Here is a 19,797-nt window from a genome sequence, read left to right on the forward strand (position 1 = left end):
CGTTTTGGGTCTGTCCCTTCGACGCCGGGCTTCGAAATCCCCCTTTCGGTCCCTAAATCTCGACCGAGAACGACTCGCGGCCGGACGACTCCTCGGCGAAGGCCGCCAGCAGGTCGGCGGCGGCGTCCAAGTCCTCGGTGTCGATGACCTCGACCGGGGTGTGCATGTAGCGATTCGGCAGGCCGACGTTCAGCGAGGGAATCCCGCCCTGCGAGGTGTAGAAGGCGTCCGCGTCGGTTCCGGTCGAACGCCCGGAGGCCTGCAACTGGACCGGCAGGTCGGCGGCGTCACCGGCCTCTCGGACAGCACTGACGACCTCGGGGTGGTTCGAGGAGCCGCGGGCCACGACCGGCCCGCCGCCGAGTTCGACCTCGCCGTGTTCGTCGTCCTCGTTGCTGATGTCGGGCGAATCCACCGCGTGAGTCACGTCCACGGCGATGGCGGCGTCCACCGGCAGGTCGAACCCGACCATCTTCGCGCCCTGCTTGCCCAGTTCCTCTTGGACGGTGCTGACAGCGTAGACCGTCGCGTCAACGTCGGACTCGGCGGCGCGCCGGGCGGCCTCCGCGGCGACCCAGATGCCCACGCGGTTGTCCATCCCGCGGGCGGCCATCCGGGTGCCCTGCAACTCTCGGACCGGCGTGTCGAAGGTGATGGGGTCGCCAACGTCCACGAGTTCGCGGGCCTCGGCCTCTGACTCCGCGCCGATGTCGATGTGCTGTTCGGCCACGTCCTCGATTTCGTCCTCCTCGGTGTCGCGCAGGTGGATGGCGGTCTGGCCGACCACGCCCCGGACCACGCCGTCGTCGGTGTGAATCTCGACGTGCTGGCCCTTCGTGACGGTGCGGTCGGTGCCGCCGACGCGCGAGGGGTGGATGTAGCCGTCGTCGTCCACGCTGTTGACCATCATGCCGATTTCGTCGGCGTGCCCGGTGAACGCGACTGCGGGGTCGCCACCTTCCACCACGGCCACGGCGTTGCCGTACTCGTCGGTTCGGACCTCGTCGGCGAACTCGGAGACGTACTCGACCCAGACGCGCTGCACGTCGGCCTCGAATCCGGACGGACTCGGGGTAGTTAGCAGACGTTCGAGAAAGTCGCGGTGCGGTTCGTCCATACTTCCGACGAATCAGATGCATGGTAATGAACGTCACGGAAGCGTCGTCCCGTTTCCGACTGGTCGCCCCTTTTGACAGGCCGTCCGGTTCCAGACCGTTTCTCTTCCGACAGACAACGCCTAGTGGCGCGAAACCAGAACGCACTACCTTCTGCAAGTCCTGACGTACCTGTCGTGGGTGACTCAGGATACCGGGCCGTTGCGAACCACCCGACTGTCGTGCGCCTCTATCGGTTCGGCCTCGTCGGCGCGAGCGCAGCGGTCGTCCAGACGGCGGTCCTGTGGCTCCTCGTGGAGTTCGCGGGCCTCAACTACCTGGTCGCGGCCACCGTCGCCATCGAGTTCACCATCGTCCTCCAGTACGTAGCGAACAACGCCTGGACCTTCCAGCACGCGAAGTACACGACGAGATACGACTACTTCGTCGGCCTCGTCCGGACCAACATCGTCCGCGGGAGCGCGATTCCGATTCAACTCGCGCTCCTCTGGGCGTTCGTCAACTGGGCCGGACTGGTCTACCTGCTGGCGAACGGGTTCGCCATCTTCATCAGCGGCCTCTATCGGTACTATCTGGACTCGCGCTGGACGTGGCAGATTGCGTGAATAATTCTCGATGTAAGTATTTGAATCGGTTCCATCTACTTGGCATTCGATTCGACGTATTTACTAAGCTTGCTTACGGGACCTTGATAAGCAACGAAAAGATTAATACTAATCTAACCACCCTCATTCATTATGAGAAAATTACACTTTGGCCGTCGGGGTTTCTTACAATACTTTAGTTGCGGAATTACTGCGCTTCTCGCAGGATGTAGTTCGCAAAATCGGACAAAAGAGTCCAAAAACGAGGAGCTACCTTCATTACGGCGAGTATCTGTAAAAAATCACGATGCAACCACTCGAACAGTCGATGTTGTCATCAAGCGCGACGGTGAAATAATCTATTGGGAGGAATTTGAGATTCGCGGGAAGGATCAGTCGAAAGATATCACATATGGCCCTGAAATTACACCACCAGCGTTCAAATCCATGCCCGCGAAGTGGGCCATCTCATCTCACCTTAGTGGTAAACCGACTGGGAAAACGTTCGACCTTACCGCGAACGGGTCAAGCGGGTGTTACGATGTGATGATTCAGATAAAGGAGGGAACTATCGAGTTCCTCCGTGATACGCCAGAGTGTTCAGAATAAGAGTGAATCGTCCTATTGGACTAACGTCAGCGGAGCCTCGTGGGCGAAGTACATCGGTTTTCCGACGCTATTCAGATGTCGTTCTCGGGTTTCTTCTGAGAGACCTAATTGTTTCGTCCGCTTTGCGATTTTCGCGTACGGAATTTGCTCGACGAGCCATCCCGATTTCGGACGGAAGAGAGTCGTTCCCATCGAAGTCGTTGTTTTCCGTTGGCTCGAAAGATTACTTACTGTTCCTTCTGACGGAACGTAGTCTCCATTGATTGTGAACGTGTAATTCGTGTCACACGCAAGGTCGTAATTACCCACGCACTCGGTCCCGATGTCGAAGACAGAATCATTGGAGTCGGTACACGCTTTGATCCAGCGGAAGAACGAGGTATCCGCTTTCAGATCATTATATGCCCAGATATCGTCGTGGGCGTGAGAGCCGTCCGCACCGGGGTCAACGACATATTTAGCTGCGATATCCGCAGCACTGAACGCGAACGTCGCCAGCGAACTGAGTCTCGTAATCGCTTCTCTTGCGATTGCTAGCGCGAACTCAGTGTGATCGAAATCGTCCGAATCACTGACTTTCGGGTGAACACCGATCTTCTTATCATGAACCGAGATGTACATGTTTTGGGTGGTTCCGTTGGTTAACCACCAAGACTGTTCTTCGACTGCTGGTACGATGTTGTCGTTTTCTGTATCACGTGTTGAAGTTGTGGAGGAGACTCTGAAATCGTGTCCCCAACCATCTCCTCCGCCAATCCAATCAGCGCCATACCATCCGACCGCAGATGAGTGGTAGAGTCCCACGTTCCACGTATTGTAGATTTCGTCGCTGTCGTTCTTCGACCATTTTTCTTGTGGGGTGTCTTCTGCCGCCGCAGGGATGACGGCAGTGTTCGACAGTCCAAGTCCGGCGAACGAGCCACCGAGGCTTAGAGCGCCAGCCTTTTTTAGTGCATCTCTTCTACTAAATTTGTATTTCTCTAGCATGCAATTTCTGGCTAATTGTTGGATGTTTAATTAGTTTTCTAAATATTTATTAAATTAATATAATACATAAACTCACGGAAGACATTGATTCACCGAAACGGCAATTGACTTCAGTTATAAGACGGGAAAAGAAACAGTAAACCGCTGTTCGACTAGAAACCTTTACCAAGAAGCTCGCGGGCGATGATGTTCTTCTGAATCTCGGTGGTGCCCTCGTAAATCTGGGTAATCTTGGCGTCGCGGTAGAACCGCTCGACCGGGAAGTCGTTGACGTAGCCAGCGCCGCCGTGAATCTGGACGGCCTCGTCGGCCACGTCCACAGCGACCTGCGAGGAGAACTCCTTGGCCATGCTGGCGAGCTTCGTGATGTCCTCGCCCTGGTCGACGTTCCACGCGGCCTTGTAGGTCAGGTTGCGCGCGGCCTCGGTCTGGGTGTGCATCTCGGCGAGTTTGTGCTGGATAGCCTGGAACTCCGAGATGGGGCGGTCGAACTGTTCGCGCTCCTCGGCGTAGTCGAGGGCGGCCTCGCAGGCACCCTTGGCGATGCCGACGCCTTGGGCGGCGACCGCGGTCCGGGTCTCGTCGAAGAACTGCATCTGCTGGAGGAAGCCCATGCCGCGCGTGCCGATGAGGTTCTCCTCGGGAACTCGCACGTCGTTCAGGACGAGTTCGGCCGTGTCGGAGGCCCGAATGCCCAGTTTGCCCGTAATCTTGTCGGCCTCGAAGCCGTCGCGGTCGGACTCGACGACGATTTGGGAGAAGCCGTTGTACCGACCGTCGGCGTCGGGGTCGGTCTGACAGAGGACGACGTAGTAGTCGCCGACCGAGCCGTTCGTAATCCACATCTTGTTGCCATTAATCACCCATTCATCGCCGTCCTTCTCGGCCTGCGTCGAGACGCTGGAGACGTCGGAACCGGTGTCGGGTTCGGAGATGGCCGCGCCCATGATGGCCTCGCCCTCGGCGACCGGGGTCAGGAAACGCTCTTTCTGCTCGTCGGTGCCGAACTCCATGATGGCGTCCGCGCCGAACGCCGCCGACGTGATGCAGAGGCCGATACCGGGGTCCACGGCGAACAGCTCCTCGGTGATGATGGCCGACTCGAGGTTGCTGTAGCCCGCGCCGCCGTACTCGATGGGGATGTGGGCACCGAGGAGACCCATCTTCGCGGCCTCGTCCATGATTTCCCACGGATACTCCTCGTTGACGTCGTACTCGCTGGCTATCGGTTCGATTTCGTTCTCGGCGAACCGGCGCACTTCCTCTCGAATCTGCTTCTGTTCGTCGGAGAGTCCGAAGTCCATGGGTCAGGATTACATACCCTGCCCTAAATCCTTTTGTAACCGTAAGTGAACTCGAACGAAGTTTCTAACCTGCGATAGGGAAACGTTGAAACGCCCGGCAACCGAGGGCACGAACATGGACGTCGAAGATATCAACACCATCGCGGTTCTCGGAGCGGGCAACATGGGCCACGGCATCGCCGAAGTCGCCGCCCTCGCAGGGTACGAGGTCAACCTGCGCGACATCAAAGACGAGTTCGTCCAGAACGGCTACGAACAGATCGAGTGGAGCCTCGACAAACTCGCCGAGAAAGACCAGATCTCGCAGGACGAGGCCGACGCGGCCCTCGACCGCGTGACGCCCCTCGTCGACTTCGAGGAGGCCGCCTCGGACGCCGACTTCGTCATCGAGGCGGTGCCCGAGAAGATGGACATCAAGAAGGACGTCTACGGCGAACTCGAAGAGTACGCGCCCGACGAGGCCGTCTTCGCCACCAACACGTCCAGCCTCTCGATCACGGAACTCTCGGAGGTCACCGAGCGACCCGAGCGCTTCTGCGGGATGCACTTTTTCAACCCGCCGGTCCGGATGCAGTTGGTCGAGGTCATCTCGGGCGAACACACCGACGACGAGGTGCTGGACCTGACCGAGGACCTCGCCGAGGAGATGGGCAAGACGCCGGTCCGCGTCCGCAAGGACAGTCCCGGCTTCATCGTGAACCGCGTCCTCGTCCCCCTCATGAACGAGGCGGCGTGGATGGTCGAAACTGGGGAGTACACCATCGAGGAAGTCGACAGCGCGACCAAGTTCGACATCGGCCTCCCGATGGGGAGCTTCGAACTCGCCGACCAAGTGGGAATCGACGTCGGCTACCACGTCCTCGAATACATGCACGACGTGCTGGGCGACGCCTACGAACCCTGCCCGCTCCTCGAAGGGAAGGTCGAGGAGGAGAAACTCGGCAAGAAGACCGGCGAAGGCTTCTACGACTACGACGACGGCGGCGCGGACATCCCCACCGACGCCGGAAGCGAGGACGCCGTCCACCGCCTGCAGGCCGTGATGGCCAACGAAGTCGCCAAACTCGTCGGCAACGACGTGGCCGACCCCGACGCCATCGACGAGGCCGTCATGCTCGGCGCTGGCTTCCCCGAAGGCCCGGCGAAGATGACCGACGACGCGGGTCTCGACACGCTGGTCGAGACGCTCGACGACCTTCAAGAGGAAACCGGCGCACAGCGTTACGAGGCCGCCGACTACCTCCGCGAGGCCGCCGAACAGGGCGGCTTCCGCGGCGGCGAGGACGGCGGCGACAGCGAATCGGGTGCATACGACTACGACACCATCCGCGTCGAGAAGCCCGGCGAGATGGTCGGCAAAGTCGTCCTCGACCGCCCGCACCGGATGAACACCATCAGCGACGAACTCCTTGACGACCTCTCCGACGCCGTGGACGCGCTGGAGGCGGACGACGACGTGCGCGCCATCCTCCTCGTCGGCGAGGGCGACAAGGCCTTCTCCGCCGGTGCAGACGTTCAGAGCATGGCCGCGGGCGGCGGCGACCCCCTTCAGGCGGTCGAACTCTCGAAGAAGGGCCAGGAGACCTTCGGCAAGCTCGAGGAGTGCCCGATGCCGGTCGTCGCGGGCATCGACGGCTACTGTCTGGGCGGCGGCATGGAACTGGCGACCTGCGCCGACATGCGCGTCGCCAGCGAACGCTCGCAGTTCGGCCAGCCCGAACACGACCTCGGCCTCCTCCCCGGCTGGGGCGGCACCCAGCGCCTCAAACACATCGTCGGCGAGGGCCGCGCGAAAGAAATCATCTTCACCGCCGACCGCTTCGACCCCGAGCCGATGGCGGACTTCGGCTTCGTCAACGAAGTCGTCGAGGTCTCGGAGTTCGAGGAGCGGGCCTTCGAACTCGCGGCCGACCTCGCCGCCGGACCGCCCATCGCCCAGAAGTACACCAAGCGCGCGATGCTCGCCGGTCGAGACGACACCGACGCCGGTCTGGAAGTCGAATCGCAGGCGTTCGGCCACCTCATGAGTACCGACGACCTGATGGAGGGCATCACGGCGTTCATGGGCGACGGTGAGCCAGACTTCGAAGGGAAGTGACCGAAGCGAACGCCGTCAGGGTTTGCGGCTGACGGGAACTAACTCATTCGGCGTAGACATTTTCATTTCCTAAGGTGGCGATTCTGATTTCACAGCGGTCGTGCTGAGTGACCACTGTCGGTTATCTCCGAATACGTTTCTCCCCCAGTTCCGAGAAATTTTTGTAGTCTCGATAGTCTAGAAAGACTACAGATGAAGCGATACCGGAACAGTCGTTGGCTCGAAGAAAAGTACTGGGAGGAGGGACTGACGCAGAAGGAAATCGCCGAGAAATGCGGTATCTCGCCGACGACAGTCCGGAAGTACATGAAGCGGTTCGACATTCCCACCCGCGAGATGCGCGGCGAGAATCACCCGATGTACGGCCGAGAGCGAACCGAAGAGGAAAAACAGAAAATCTCCGAATCGTTGGAAGGTCGGACCCTCTCGGACGAGACTCGACGGAAGATGTCGGAAGCACAACGAGGACAGGAACTTCCGAAGGACGTGCGCGAGAAGATTTCTAATTCCCTTGAAGGCTTCACTCGACCCGAGGAAACCCGCCGAAAGATGAGCGAATCTACAGCAGGAGAGCAAAACCCGAACTGGCGAGGCGGATACAGCAATCGGTACGGCTCTGGCTGGTCGGTCGTGCGCGAGAAAATCCGTGAACGCGACGTAGTGTGCCAGCATTGCGGTCACGACGGGTCAGAACGCCGTCTAGAAGTACACCACATCGTCCCTGTTCGGGTGTTCCGGAAGGCCGACCATCTCGAAATCGAGGACGCACACGAGGAATCGAACCTCGTCCTGCTCTGCAACCGCTGTCACGGTCACGCAGATCACGGACAAATCGAGTTCGACGCTCCGATAGAACTACTCTTCAAGGGCAAGCGCGAGAACCCATCACGTGACAAATCGCCCCACGGCGAGAGAGCGATTTAGTTGGGTTTATAAGCATGCGGGCCATTCGTCGAAATGCGTCCGGAAGTGGACCCGGACCGAAGTAGTCGCTCCGTTAGTGTAGTCCGGCCAATCATCAGGGCCTTTCGAGCCCCGGACCTGGGTTCAAATCCCAGACGGAGCATACTTTTCCAAGAAATTACCCTCGATTAGCGACGATTCTTCAATTCTCGCGTTCCGCAAACCGCGCCGAGGTCCGACCTACTCGAACCACAGTTGGCCGAACGATTCGAAGAACGGTCGTCCGGTATCGACCCGCTCGTAGCGCGCCCGGAGGTCTCGCGCCACGTCGGCCACCGCGTCGGCGTGGGCGTCGAACTCCTCGCGGTACGAGCGCTCTAACCGATTACTGACGTAGGCCCGGAGCGACTGGTCGCTCTCCAGCGCCTCGAAGACGGTGTCTCGGCCGGTGGGGAGGGTTCGCTCCTCGGGAGCGACGACGTGCCCGAGGAGGACCTGATTCGAGGCCAGCGCCTCTAGTCCGGCGTCGATGGCGTCCACGTCGCCCAGAAAGTCACTGCACACCACGACCAGCGCCTTCGAGTCGATGGTGGCGGCGTAGTCGGCAAGCGCGTTCTCGAAGTCGGCTTCGCCGTCGGGGGAAATCTCGTTGCATCGCTCGACCAGCCCCAGCACCTCGCCGCGGTTCGAGCGGCCGCGGTCGAGTCGCTCGGCGGCGGAGTCGAACACCGCGAATCGGAAGTCGTTGTGTTCGCGGGCGGTGAGGTAGGCGAACCCTAACCCGAGTTTGGCGGCGGTCTCGAACTTGTGGGCGTCGCCGTCGCCGAAGTCCATCGACGCGCTGGCGTCGACCAGCACGTGGACCGTGAAGTTGCGCTCGGCCTCGAACTGCTTGACGTACAACTCGTCGGTCCGGGCGTAGAGGTTCCAGTCGATGAACCGCGGTTCGTCGCCGGGCGCGTACCGTCGGTAGTCGGCGAAGGTCAGGCCCTCGCCGACCGCCTCGGTGGTGCGCTCGCCCTGCTGGTTCGACCGGGCGTCTCGGTCGCGGGCGGACTCGAACCGGTCGAGTTCGTCCAGAAAGTCGGTGGTAATCATCGGTCTGCGACCAGCGCCTCGATTACGTCGTCGGGGGCCAAACCCTCGCGCTCGGCCCGGAAGTCCACCACGACGCGGTGGCGCAGGACCGGCACGGCCATCGCGGTCACGTCCTCGCTACTGACGTGGGTCCGGCCCTCGACCAGCGCGCGAGCCTTCGCGGCTCGGACCAAGGACATGCTGGCGCGGGGACTCGCGCCGTACTCCAAGTCGTCGGCGGTCCGAGTCTCGCGCACGAGGTCCACCGCCGTGTCCCGCAGGTCGTCGGCGATGGGGACCTGATGGGTGAGCTGTTGCATCTGGCGGAGTTGCCCGGTCGAGACGCGCTGTTCGACCGAGACCGAGGAGTCCACGTCGCGGGTGTACCGGTCGACGATTTCGCGTTCGGCCTCGGCGTCGGGGTAGTCCACCAGAATCTTCATCAGGAAGCGGTCGGACTGGGCCTCGGGCAGGGGGTAGGTCCCCTCTTGGTCGATGGGATTCTGGGTCGCCAGCACGAAGAACGGTTCCGGCAGGTCGTAGGTCTCGTTGCCCGCCGTGACTTGGCCCTCCTCCATCGCCTCAAGCAGGGCCGACTGGGTCTTCGGGGTCGCTCGGTTGATTTCGTCCGATAGCACGAGGTTGGCGAACACCGGTCCCTTCTCGAAGGTGAACGACCGGCCGGTCTCGGTCTCGCGGACCATCTCGGTCCCGATAACGTCCGAGGGCATCAGGTCCGGCGTGTTCTGGATGCGCGAGAACGACAGGTCCGTCACCTCCGCCAGCGTCCGGACGAGGAGCGTCTTGCCCAGTCCGGGCGTACTCTCCAGCAGGGCGTTGCCGTCGCAGAGCAGGCAGGCAAGCACTTGGTCAACCACCTGCTCCTGTCCGACGATTCGCTTGCGGACCTCCGAGCGGATGGCCTGAATGCGGTTCGTCACGTCGTCGATGGTCGGTTTTCGGTCGGTCATGGGTCGGTTGTCGGTTTTCGGTCGGTCACGGGTCGGTTGTCGATTTCAATCATCGGTCGAGTTCGCCTCCAATCGGTGCGCGTAGCGTTGCACGAGCGCGGCGTCCTCCACCCGGTCGGGCGAGGAGAACCCGGCGCGCTGGGCCTCGACGGCCTCGTCACCGCCGGACTCGCCGCCGTCGCGCTCGTAGTTCCAGTCGCGCTCGCCCTCGCCGCCGGGGCTCGCGCTGACCGCGGCCGAGAGGTTCTTCGACCCCGCGGTCACGTCGGTCGGTTCGCCCAGCACCTCGTCGCCGGATTTCAGTTCGGCGGTCTGGTTCGGGAGCGCGCGCTCGGACGGATTCCCGGCAGGCCCGCCAGCGCCCGGCCCGCTTTCGGAGACGCCGACGCCCAAATCCACGCCGACGACCGCGGTCTGGACCGTCGCCAGACTCAGCGCGAGCGCGAGAGCGACGGTCGCGGCGAGTCGGGTCGCGTTCAGCAGGCCGACGCTGGAGGTCTCGCGGAGTTTCTCCAGCACGTCGGCGTAGAGCGCCCGCTCCACGGGGTTCGGTCGGTCGGGGTGTTCGGAGCCGTCTCCTCGGTCGCCTCGGCCGGATTCGGCCACGTCGCGGGCGGTCCGGAGCGCCTCCCGAATTTCGGGATTGGCCGCCTCGAACTGCTCGGCGGCGGGTCGGCGCGTCCGGATGCGAAACTCCGCGGCGAACGCGACCGCGCCCGCGACGAGCGCGACCAGCGTGCCGAGGTCGGGCGCGGGCAGTCCGGCCGAGGAGAACGTCTTTGCGGCGACTTCGGCGTCCAAGGCTGGCACGCCGACCGCGGTGGCCGCGAAATCGACCGCCAGCAGGACGCAGACCGCGTCGAGGCTGGCGTAGACCAGCGCCGCCTTTCGGCATTCCCGGCGAATCTCGGCGAGCGCGGCATTGATTTCGTTGCTTTCGGAATTGTCTTGATTCTCTTTAGACAACTTCTTGTTTGTCTCTGACTCCGAGTCCTCGGTCATCGTCTCACCTCCGCGGAAAGGACGCCGCTGGGAACGCGGGCGGGACTGCCGAGGTGACGCTCTCCGAGTCGTGTGAGCAGTCCTGCCTCCGACCCCGCGTCCGACCGGCTCCGCCGGAGTCGGTCGGGCCGCGCGTAGTCGTTCGACGACGACTCGTTGAGTTCCTCGCGGAGGCGCTCTATCTCCTCGCGGAGGTTCGCTATCGTCCGGTTCTTCCGGATGAGCATCCGCTCGTGGCGGTCGAGCGTCTCGTTGACGCGCTCAAGCGTCGCGTTGCGTGCCTCGCCCCGCGTTTCGAGGCGCTCGATGGTCTCGTTGAGTTCGTCGGTGCGCTCTTGGGTCTCCTCGAACTGGCGTTTCAGCCTGTCGCGCTCGTCTTCGAGTTTCGAGAGGCGACTCCGGGCCTGCGAGAGGTCTCGCTCGGTCGAGTCGAGTTCCGACTCGGTTTCGTTGAGTTGCTCCTCGGTCGCTCGCAACTGCTCGGACACCTCCTCGATGTCCGAGAGCCGAGTCTGGAGCGACTGGTTGATGTTCCGGAGCGTCCGATTCAGTTCCGCGACGCGCTGTCGCTTGGCCTCCACCTGCGCCGATAGTTTCTCGTTCTCCTCGGCCAGTTTGCGGTTCTCGGTCCGGAGTTCGTCGACCGACTCCTGATAGTAGACGGTCGTCCCGACCAGTCCGACGGCCGACAGCGTGACGAACAGCGCCAGCGCGACGTTGATGGTGTCACCGATGTAGCTCATGGAATCACTCCCTGACCGCGATAGCGTCCGAGTCGCCGGGCGCAGACCTCGCCGACGAGGACCAGCAGGCCCGCCAGCAGGGCGGCCCAGTCCCACGACCGCTCGACCCGGCGCTCGCGGGTTACCTGTCGCTCGACCGCCGACGCGACGGTCGCTGGCCGATTCGCCGAGAACGCCCGGCCGCCGGTCTGCTCGACGGCCCGCTTCAGTTCCGGCGAGACGCCGAGCGCGGCGTACTCCGCCGGGTAGTTGACGGCGTAGGCGCTCCCCGAAACCTCCCGATAGCCGACTTCGGTCGGGGTCTCCTCGGCCTCGTAGCGCCCCGGCGCGACTTCCGAGAACGACAGACTGGCGCTCCCGACGCTCTCCGGCGGCTCGCTGCCAGCGTAGACGAGGGTCGTGGGTTCGCCGACGCGGGTGTCGGGCGAGGAGACCACGCCGGTCGCCTTGCGCTGCGGGTCGCCGATGGCCCAGTTCACCGACCGCGAGACGAGTAGCGAGTCGGGCTTGGTCAGCAGGTCCCCGAGGCCGCCCTCGGCCCCGTAGGCGGTGACGCTCGCAACTCTGCCGAGGCCGAACCGCCACGTCGAGATGGCGGGCGCGCCGTAGCCGGTCGCCACCAGCAGGTCCGCGCTCTCCTTGACGCTGACCTCGTTGACGCCCGACAGCGAGGCCGTCGGCGAGACCCCGCGCGTGACGAAGTGACCGTCGTCCACGACGACAGCGTGGTCGCCGTCGTACTGCCGGTTCGCGCCGCCGAACTCGACCCGGAGTCGGTTGGTCTCGTCGGCCAGCAGGAAGGAGCCGTCGGTCCGGTCGGCGACGCCGCGGAGCAGGCCCTCGTTGACGCTCCCGACGCCGACGCTGACGACCCGGACGTTCCGGTCGGAGAGCTTTCGGGCCGCCGCGAACGCGGGTTTCGGGGAGTCACGACCGTCGCTCAGGAGGATGACCGTCCCGCCCTCGTCGCCCAGAAGTTTCGACGCCCCGAGCAGTCCCGCGCCGATGTCCGTGCTGCCGCCGCTCCGGAGGCGTCGAATCTTGTGCTCGAGCCGTCCGCGACCGGAGTCCAGCGACGTGCGGTCCGCGACTCGGTAGGCGTCGCCGTCGAACGCGACGACGCCGACTTCGTTGCGGTCGCCGAGTTGGCCCAAAACGTCGAGCGCGAGCGCCTTCTGGACCGCCATCCCGGCCTTCGCGCTCCCCGAGACGTCCACCGCCAGCACGACCCGAGACTTCTGGCCGGTCGAGCCGCCGACCCGGACCGGGAGGAGCGACGAGATGCGGGAGTTGCCGTATCGGCCCTTCTCGTAGGCGCGTTCGCCGCCGACCACCACGAGGCCGCCGCCGTCGATGACGTGGCTCTGGAGCGCGCCGACGTTCCCGAGGTCGGGTGCGGCGACGTCCTGAATCACGACCGCGTAGTAGTCGCTCAGGTTCGTCGGGACCGATTTCGCGCGAGTCACGTCGTAGAGTTTCCGGAGGTACGATTCGAGGGCGTAGTCGCCGCGACTCACGTAGAGGACCCGGGGTTGCTCGACGACTTGCACCGTCTTGCGGGAGGCGTCGTTGACCGCGAAGGCGTCCTCGGTCCCCGAGATGCGGGCCGTGACTCGGTGCGGGCCGGTCTCGCTGAAGTTGTGCGCGAACGACAACGACCCGTCTTTCGGAACTTTTCGGGAGACGACCTCGGAACCGTCGATAGTGACCGTGACCCGGGCACCGCTCGGAGTCTTCTCGATGCCAGCCACGCGGACTCCGAACCGACTCTCGACGCCGACGCTGGCCTTCCGCGGCCCGGAGAGCGTGACGCGGGCGTCGGACCGATTTGCGGTGAGCCGGACCCGATTGATCGTCGCGTTGACCGACTGGGCGAGGTCGCCAGCCCGCGATAGCGACGCGCCGCCCGTGGTCTGTCCGTCCGAGACCACGAGCAGACTCGCGTTCGGCCGGAGGTTGGCGACGACGCCCTCGCCGACTCGGGACCGGTTTTCGGTGCCGACCGTGACGCGGTTCACCGCGATGCCCTGCCGTTCGATTCCGGATTCGAGGTCGTCGGCGACCGGCGAGTGGACGCCCATGCTGGCCGACTCGTCCACCAGCATCGTGACCTGCGGGTCGCCCGCCGTGGTCGCGGTGGTGACGGTGGTCGGCCCGGCGGCCGCGGTCACGAGGCAGGTCACGACGACGAGTCGAGTCCCGAAGAGCGCGAGGCGAGCGCGGCGACTCGGTTCGCTGTCGGCCGATTCGTGGTCGGATTTTTCCCCTCCTCGCCGGACGACGAGGACCCAGAGGACGAGCGCGGCGACCGGCACCGCGCCGAAGACGACCGGCCGGGCGAACTCGATGGCGGTACCGACTGGGAGATTCATCAGAGGTCACCTCGATAGCGCAGGTAGGCCATCTCCAGCAGGACGACCAGGACCGCGAGGCCCGCGACTGCTGGCGTCAACTGCTGGGGAACGGTGGTCGTCTCGGTGTCTCCTCCGGCCGCGCCGCCCTCAGCTTCGGACTCAATCGAGGGAGCCGCGACGTTCGACTCCGCAGCGCTGGCAAGCGACGCGGCGTAGCGCCGCCCGCCGACCTCGTAGGAGCCGACCCGTCGGAAGGTGAGGAGGCCGGTTTTCCGTTTCCCGGCGGGCGTCTCGACGGTCGCGTTGCCGCCGAGCGGGAGGGTGGTCCCGGTTCGGCGGTTCATCGACGACAGCGAGCGCCGCCCGGTGAGTTCGTAGACGACGCGCTTCCAGAACACCGGATAGCGGTAGTTGTGTTCGAACGACGAGTTGTCGGCGGGGTAGCCGTAGTAGAACACCCGGCCTCCCGAAAGCGGCGCGGCGGCGAGCAGGGGCGTGCCGTTCGCGGTCCGGAGGTGGGCCGTCCCGGCCCGGAGGTCGGCGCGAACGTAGCCCTCGGGTGCCGGGAAGGTCACGTCCTCGGTCAGGGGCGTCGGCGACGGCTGGCGGACTGTCGGGTCGGTTGCGGTGCCGTTGGGCGCGACGGGGAGGAGGTCGCCGTAGCCCACCGCCGAGAGGTTCGACTGGGCCTGAATCACGACGCCGCCGCCCGCCGACAAGGTCTCGCGGGCCACGCTGAGCGTCCCGTCGAGGAGTCTGTCGGGGGCGACTTCGCTGAACACCACGAGGTCGTAGGACTCCGAAATCGACGCTGGCGGATGTTTGACCGTGACCCGCGTCCCCCGGATGACCGACAGCGCGGTGGTCAGCGGGCGGTTCTCGTCGTTGGTGACGACCAACACGTCGATGGTCGGCTCCTCGGGTGCCGCGATGGCGAGTCGGTCGTCGGTCGGGAAAGAGTCGCCGGGCGCGAGTTCGAGGGTCCCGCCGCCCGCCGGGACGGAGAGTCTCGCGGTGGCGACCTCGCCGGGGTCGAGAGTTAGGGACTCGCTCTCGCCGCCGAGCGTGACCTTCCGGGTCGCTCGGCGCTCGCCGAAGTTCTTGACCCGGACCGAGACGGTGCCGTTGGAGAAGGACGACCCCACGACGCCGACGTTTTCGGACCCGCCGCCGGAGAACTGCCGGAGTGCGACCGTGTAGCCTCTGGCGCGGGCCGACGCGACCGCGGTCCGCCAGTCGCCGGAGGCGAAGTCGCTCAGGACCACGATTCGGGCGTCGTCGCCCGCGACGGCCGCGGCGCGACTGACGGCCTCGCGGAGGTCGCTCGTCCCGGCGGTGACTCGCAGGTCCGAGAGCGCGGCCTTCGCCTCGGTCGGCGGAGCGCGCCGGGTGGGGACCGTCGTCTCCGCGCCCGCGACGACGACCGAGGTCTCTGAGGTCACGGCGTCCTCCGCGGCCTGTACGGCTCGGTCGAAGCGCGTTTTTTCGCCCGCTTCGGTCGCCATGCTCGCGGTCGCGTCCACCACGACCACGGTCTCGGAGACCGTCTCGCGCTCGGAGACGGGGACGTAGGGCGCGGCCAGCGACACCGCGACGAGGAGGACGGCGAGCAACTGGAGCGCGAGCAGGGCGTTGCGCTGGAGTCGTCGGAGCGCGGGGTGGCGGCGACGCTCCTCGCGGTCCCCGAGCAGGAACTCGACCGCGGGGAAGGCGACCTCCTCGGGGTCGGGTTTGAGCAGGTAGAGCGCGATTATCGGGAGCGCCGCGGCGACCGCGGCGAGGCCCAGCGGCCGGAGGAACACCGACGAGAGGGCGTCTGCCAGCGTCACGGCTCAGGGGCCACCTCCGGAGCGCAGAGCGGAGCGAGCGAGGAGCTGTCGCCGGGCGAAATGGACGGGGCTACGGCTTCTGACCATCGTTGGTGAGTCGCCCGCGTTCGGAGCTGTTGGAGGGCCGACGGGCGATTTGGTGGTTGTGAGAACGGATAGTGTAAATACTTTTTCATCAGGCGGCGTTCGGACGAGGGGGACCCGACTCGACGGTCGCTCGGACCGTCGGTGACGCGCTATCTCGGCGTCACGTTCGCTACCCCGGCATCACGTTCGCTATCCTGGCGTCACGTTGCCAGACCGTTGCGGGACCCGGAAGAAGACCGTGTCGTCGGTCTCGCCGTCCGCCTCGACCGTCAGCGTGTAGAGGGCCGGGTTCCAGACCGTCGGTGTCCATCGCAACCGACCAGTTGCCGTCGGTGTTCCAGTTGTCGGTCCAGACGACCGGGACGCGCCCGGCCGACGGCCCGGAGATGGCCTCGACCCGGATGGTGTTGTCGCACGGGAGCAGGTTGGTGTAGCCCGCGACAATTATCCCTGTTCGGGCGCGAGGCGAGTCAGTCGTCCGGTTCGACGGTCGAACCGTCCCGCGAGGGTCGCCGCGGGGTAGCGGTGGCCGCGATGACGGCTTGACGGCGGGTCGAGCGATTTTCAGGAGGTGACGACGACGTCCACTTTCCTGGTCCGCGGGCCGTCGCACTCCACGAGCAGTATCGACTGCCACGTCCCGGTGGCCAGTTCGCCGTCCTCGACCGGGACGCTGACCGACTCGCCCAGCACGGTGGCCCGGAGGTGGGCGTCGGCGTTGTCGTCGATTCGGTCGTGGCGATAGTCGCCGTCGCTCGGTGCAAGGTCCTCGGCGAACTCCTCGATGTCCTCCAGCAGTCCGGACTCGGCCTCTTGGACGACCACCCCGGCGGTGGTGTGACGGACGAAGACGGTGCAGACGCCCGACGAGACGGAGTCCGGAATCTCGTCGGCCACGCGGTCGGTCACGTCCACGACCTCGGTTCGGTCGCTGGTCTCGACGCGGAACATACCAAACGGTCGCACGGCGAACCCCGTAGTTGCACCGGAGGACCGGGCTTTGGGAAATGTTTTGTTGTGTTTAAGGCTTGTAATCCGTTGTGTATCAAAGCCTTCGGACTCGTTCGGAACCTACTGACCGGCGCGCGCTGGCGCGGCTTTATGCCGCGCCATCGTCGCGCGAGGGACGAGCAACGCAGGCCACAGGCCGAGTAGCGCAGGAGGTTGGGGAGGTGTGAGGGCCGTGCTGTGCGGTGCTGTGCGGTAGACGCCTCGGCTCAAGCCTGAAGCTAGCTCCGACGAACAATCCAGTGTTGATAGCTGGCTCCGACGAACAATCCAGTGTTGATAGCTGACTCCGACGAATTAACCTCGGTGCCGATAGCTGGTTCCGACGAAGCAATCCCAAGATAGCCAAAGATAGCTCCGACGAACCAATCCCGGTGCTGGTCGCGGTGCAGTTGCGGTTTCGGATACGCGAATCTTCCTCGTCTCCTGATTAGCCCCTTTCAGGTGCTACTTTACACCCGCACGCCAAACCACCGCGTACGAATGACCGACAGTACACCCGACCTGCTCGTCCTGCGGAAAGGGACCCACGGCGTCCCCGTCTCCGAGTTCGCCGACGAACTCCGCGAGCGCCTGCCGGACCTCGACGTGCGCCACGCCCGGACGCCGAAAGAGGAGCGCGAACTCGTCGCCGACGCGCCAATCGTCGCCGGGATGGAGTTGGACGAGGACCTGCTGGCCCACGCCGACGCGATGGAGTTGTTCGCCTGCGCCTACGCCGGGACCGGCCACCTGCCCCTCGACGCGCTCGAAGACCGCGGCGTGGCGGTGACGAACGCCTCGGGCGTCCACGGGCCGAACATCGCCGAACACGTCATCGGCAATCTCCTCGTCTTCGCGCGCCGCCTCCACGAGGGGTGGCGTCGCCAGCAGAACCGCGAGTGGCGGCACTTCCGCGCTCACGAACTACAGGACAGCACCGTCACCGTCGTCGGCCTCGGCGCGATTGGACAGTCCGTGGTCGAGCGACTGGCGGGCTTCGGCGTCGAGACCATCGGCGTGCGCTACACCCCCGAGAAGGGCGGCCCGACCGACGAGGTCCTCGGCTTCGGCGAGGAGGACTTCCACGAGGCGCTCGCGCGCACGGACTATCTCGTACTAGCCTGCCCGCTGACCGAGACGACGCGTGGCCTCGTCGGGAGCGAGGAGTTCGAGACCCTGCCGCCCGAGAGCGTGCTGGTCAACGTCGCCCGCGGGCCGGTGGTCGAGACCGACGCGCTCGTGACCGCCCTCCGGAAGGACTACGTCCGCGGCGCGGCGCTGGACGTGACCGACCCCGAACCGCTTCCCGAGGACCACGCGCTCTGGAACTTCGAGAACTGCCTGATTACGCCCCACTGCTCGGGACACACGCCGGAGTACTACTCCCGACTGGCTGACATCGTCGCGGGGAACGTCCGCCGGTTGGACGAGGGCGAGGAGTTGGAGAATCGAGTCGTCTGAGGCGATTCCACGCCAAACGCGGCCTCGCTCGCTTTCCGATTCCGCGCTTGTCGAAACATATTCGTAAAAGGAGAACGACGTTCAGGTGCGAGTCGATTAGTGAAAACGACCCTCAACTTAAAAACCATCGGCCTATTTCTCGCAGGCTGAAAATCTGCTCCGTTTTCTAACCCGATGGAGCGACGACGTTCGAACATGAAGGAGCAAATCGACCTCGTCTTTCGGGCGATGGCCCACCCGCTTCGGCGCGAGGTGCTGGCCCTGCTCGCCCGGCGAGACGACGGCGTGGCCGACGTGGTCGAGTTGGCAGACGGACTCGGGCACCTGTCCGAGAAGACCGACGAGCAGTTGCGGGTGGCGTTCCACCACGTCCACCTGCCGCTCCTCCGAGACGCCGGACTCGTCGAGTACGACGACCGAACCGGTTTCGCTCGACACCAAGACGGCTCCTCGTCGGACCTCGCTGAGTCCATGCTTGCGAAGTCCCGCGAGTTAGAGAGTTGAATCTGACCTCGGCTCGGCAACTAGTTTTATCTGCCCGGCCATCGACGTTCGAAGTATGCGAAAACGCATCAAACGAGTCCTGAACCGCGCAGAGTACGCCGCCGCCGGGGCTGCGGTCGGCGGAGCGCTCGGCGGACTGTTCAGTCGGAACGCCGCCAGCACCGCCGCCGGGGTCGGCGCGCTCGTCGGCGCGACCATCGGCGAGAAGCGCGGGTCGGTCGACGCGGCCGTGACGAAGGTGACGGAGACGCGAGAGCGTCCCCAGAACCTGCTCCGCGGGAAGTAACGCCGGGAGAGCGGGTCCGGCGAACCCCGTCTCAGCCGCCGCGAATCCCGACTGCGACGAGGAGGACGCCGACTCCGCCGCTCGCAAGCGCGGCGTACCAGAGGACGACCCCGCTTCGGGGATTCGCGGCCGTCGGGCCTACGGTCGAAAGTAGCCCTGCGAGTCCGAGAAAGCACGCGCCGAGTGCGAGCGCCGCGAGTCGAACCCCGCGCCGCGTCGAACCGGGGTCGCCGGAGTCGGCTTCCACGCCGGATTCGAGCGCATCGCGGACCGCGGCGTCGGCCTTTCGGGGTACCACGAGCGACCGCGGCGTGCCGAAGGTCGCGGCCTCCTCGGCGTACGAGAGTCGATAGACGACGTAGCCGCCGACCACCCACCGCCGGAAACCGGCCAGCGTTGAGCAGTCGATAGCGGTGCCGGAGTAAGTGAGCATCGCGGCGTCCGCGTCGATTTCGCCCTCGGAGGCGAGCAGACTGGCGAGCGCTAGCGGTAGCGAAACCGTCGCCACGACCAGTGTCGAGAACCAGTTGTACGGGGCGAAGAAACCGCCGAGAACGAGGAACCCGAGACCGCCGACAGACGCCGCCGCGAGTGACTTGCGTCCGAGTCCGCGGAGCGCGGGGGTTCCCTTTCGCGGGGAGGTCGCCGCGAGGTGGGGCGCAGTCCGCGCCAGTCCGAAGAGGAACGCCAGCAGGACGCCGACGCCAAGCGCGTACCGGCCTTCGACCACCAGCAGGACTCCGAGGCCGACCGCTCCGAGGGCGATGCCGAGGCCGAACCCGCCGACGACGCCGACCGAGACGGAGGCGAGCGCCCGGAGGAGTCGAGAGTTCTCCGGGGTGTGCGACCACGAGACCGTCTCGGAGCGGGGCGTCACAGCATCCGGTACTGAC

Annotated in this window: 18 protein-coding genes and 1 tRNA gene; 8 read left to right on the forward strand and 11 right to left on the reverse strand. The window is 64.9% G+C overall.

Annotated features, from left to right (window positions below):
- Positions 1 to 52 precede the first annotated feature (52 nt).
- The gene (locus EPL01_RS06480; protein WP_135824432.1) at positions 53 to 1,117 is read right to left on the reverse strand and encodes a M20/M25/M40 family metallo-hydrolase; all 1,065 of its coding nucleotides are present in this window, start codon (positions 1,115 to 1,117) and stop codon (positions 53 to 55) included.
- Between the two features lie 174 nt (positions 1,118 to 1,291).
- Between EPL01_RS06480 and EPL01_RS06485 the strand changes: the two genes are divergently transcribed.
- Positions 1,292 to 1,720: a GtrA family protein gene (locus EPL01_RS06485; RefSeq protein WP_135824433.1), complete on the forward strand. Its 429-nt coding sequence runs from the start codon at positions 1,292 to 1,294 to the stop codon at positions 1,718 to 1,720.
- Between the two features lie 600 nt (positions 1,721 to 2,320).
- On the opposite strand, the gene EPL01_RS06490 is transcribed toward EPL01_RS06485, so the two are convergent.
- The gene (locus EPL01_RS06490; protein WP_135824434.1) at positions 2,321 to 3,295 is read right to left on the reverse strand and encodes a hypothetical protein; all 975 of its coding nucleotides are present in this window, start codon (positions 3,293 to 3,295) and stop codon (positions 2,321 to 2,323) included.
- A gap of 152 nt (positions 3,296 to 3,447) precedes the next feature.
- Complete coding sequence (locus EPL01_RS06495) at positions 3,448 to 4,599, reverse strand: acyl-CoA dehydrogenase family protein (protein WP_135824435.1); 1,152 nt, start codon at positions 4,597 to 4,599, stop codon at positions 3,448 to 3,450.
- A 115-nt stretch (positions 4,600 to 4,714) separates the two neighbouring features.
- On the opposite strand from EPL01_RS06495, the gene EPL01_RS06500 reads away from it, so the two are divergent.
- The 3 genes from EPL01_RS06500 (at position 4,715) to EPL01_RS06510 (ending at position 7,763) form a co-directional block, all read left to right on the forward strand.
- The gene (locus EPL01_RS06500; protein WP_135824436.1) at positions 4,715 to 6,697 is read left to right on the forward strand and encodes a 3-hydroxyacyl-CoA dehydrogenase/enoyl-CoA hydratase family protein; all 1,983 of its coding nucleotides are present in this window, start codon (positions 4,715 to 4,717) and stop codon (positions 6,695 to 6,697) included.
- Positions 6,698 to 6,889: 192 nt separating this feature from the next.
- Entirely contained in the window at positions 6,890 to 7,621 is a 732-nt protein-coding gene (locus tag EPL01_RS06505) for an NUMOD3 domain-containing DNA-binding protein (RefSeq protein WP_135824437.1), read from the forward strand.
- Between the two features lie 67 nt (positions 7,622 to 7,688).
- Positions 7,689 to 7,763 (forward strand) — tRNA-Glu (locus EPL01_RS06510).
- A 77-nt stretch (positions 7,764 to 7,840) separates the two neighbouring features.
- On the opposite strand, the gene EPL01_RS06515 is transcribed toward EPL01_RS06510, so the two are convergent.
- The 6 genes from EPL01_RS06515 to EPL01_RS06540 are packed head-to-tail and all read right to left on the reverse strand — an operon-like array spanning position 7,841 to position 15,576.
- Positions 7,841 to 8,698: a DUF58 domain-containing protein gene (locus EPL01_RS06515; protein WP_135824438.1), complete on the reverse strand. Its 858-nt coding sequence runs from the start codon at positions 8,696 to 8,698 to the stop codon at positions 7,841 to 7,843.
- Positions 8,695 to 9,648, reverse strand: a complete 954-nt coding sequence (locus tag EPL01_RS06520) for an AAA family ATPase (RefSeq protein ID WP_135824439.1) — start codon at positions 9,646 to 9,648, stop codon at positions 8,695 to 8,697. The genes EPL01_RS06515 and EPL01_RS06520 overlap by 4 nt, the downstream gene beginning before the upstream one ends.
- Before the next feature lie 45 nt (positions 9,649 to 9,693).
- Complete coding sequence (locus tag EPL01_RS06525) at positions 9,694 to 10,650, reverse strand: DUF7502 family protein (RefSeq protein ID WP_135824440.1); 957 nt, start codon at positions 10,648 to 10,650, stop codon at positions 9,694 to 9,696.
- Positions 10,647 to 11,393 (reverse strand): hypothetical protein, encoded by a 747-nt coding sequence (locus EPL01_RS06530; RefSeq protein WP_135824441.1) that lies wholly within the window; start codon positions 11,391 to 11,393, stop codon positions 10,647 to 10,649. The genes EPL01_RS06525 and EPL01_RS06530 overlap by 4 nt, the downstream gene beginning before the upstream one ends.
- Positions 11,390 to 13,765, reverse strand: coding sequence for a vWA domain-containing protein (locus EPL01_RS06535; protein WP_135824442.1), 2,376 nt, complete (start codon positions 13,763 to 13,765; stop codon positions 11,390 to 11,392). Before EPL01_RS06535 ends, EPL01_RS06530 begins: the two co-directional genes overlap by 4 nt.
- Complete coding sequence (locus EPL01_RS06540; RefSeq protein ID WP_210424083.1) at positions 13,765 to 15,576, reverse strand: vWA domain-containing protein; 1,812 nt, start codon at positions 15,574 to 15,576, stop codon at positions 13,765 to 13,767. Before EPL01_RS06540 ends, EPL01_RS06535 begins: the two co-directional genes overlap by 1 nt.
- Positions 15,577 to 15,965: 389 nt before the next feature.
- On the opposite strand from EPL01_RS06540, the gene EPL01_RS22390 reads away from it, so the two are divergent.
- Positions 15,966 to 16,097, forward strand: a complete 132-nt coding sequence (locus EPL01_RS22390; protein ID WP_281275338.1) for a hypothetical protein — start codon at positions 15,966 to 15,968, stop codon at positions 16,095 to 16,097.
- 130 nt (positions 16,098 to 16,227) lie between these two features.
- Here EPL01_RS22390 and EPL01_RS06545 read toward each other — a convergent pair whose 3' ends face one another.
- Positions 16,228 to 16,614, reverse strand: a complete 387-nt coding sequence (locus EPL01_RS06545; RefSeq protein WP_135824443.1) for a secondary thiamine-phosphate synthase enzyme YjbQ — start codon at positions 16,612 to 16,614, stop codon at positions 16,228 to 16,230.
- Positions 16,615 to 17,154: 540 nt separating this feature from the next.
- On the opposite strand from EPL01_RS06545, the gene EPL01_RS06550 reads away from it, so the two are divergent.
- The 3 genes from EPL01_RS06550 (at position 17,155) to EPL01_RS06560 (ending at position 18,904) form a co-directional block, all read left to right on the forward strand.
- Positions 17,155 to 18,114, forward strand: coding sequence for a D-2-hydroxyacid dehydrogenase (locus EPL01_RS06550; RefSeq protein ID WP_135824444.1), 960 nt, complete (start codon positions 17,155 to 17,157; stop codon positions 18,112 to 18,114).
- Between the two features lie 195 nt (positions 18,115 to 18,309).
- Entirely contained in the window at positions 18,310 to 18,618 is a 309-nt protein-coding gene (locus tag EPL01_RS06555; RefSeq protein ID WP_135824445.1) for a DUF7344 domain-containing protein, read from the forward strand.
- Between the two features lie 55 nt (positions 18,619 to 18,673).
- The gene (locus EPL01_RS06560) at positions 18,674 to 18,904 is read left to right on the forward strand and encodes a glycine zipper 2TM domain-containing protein (RefSeq protein WP_135824446.1); all 231 of its coding nucleotides are present in this window, start codon (positions 18,674 to 18,676) and stop codon (positions 18,902 to 18,904) included.
- A 31-nt stretch (positions 18,905 to 18,935) separates the two neighbouring features.
- Here EPL01_RS06560 and EPL01_RS06565 read toward each other — a convergent pair whose 3' ends face one another.
- Positions 18,936 to 19,781, reverse strand: coding sequence for a hypothetical protein (locus EPL01_RS06565; RefSeq protein ID WP_135824447.1), 846 nt, complete (start codon positions 19,779 to 19,781; stop codon positions 18,936 to 18,938).
- Positions 19,782 to 19,797 lie beyond the last annotated feature (16 nt).

The organism is Halorussus ruber (assembly GCF_004765785.1).
In the GTDB taxonomy this organism is placed as follows: Archaea; Halobacteriota; Halobacteria; order Halobacteriales; family Haladaptataceae; genus Halorussus; species Halorussus ruber.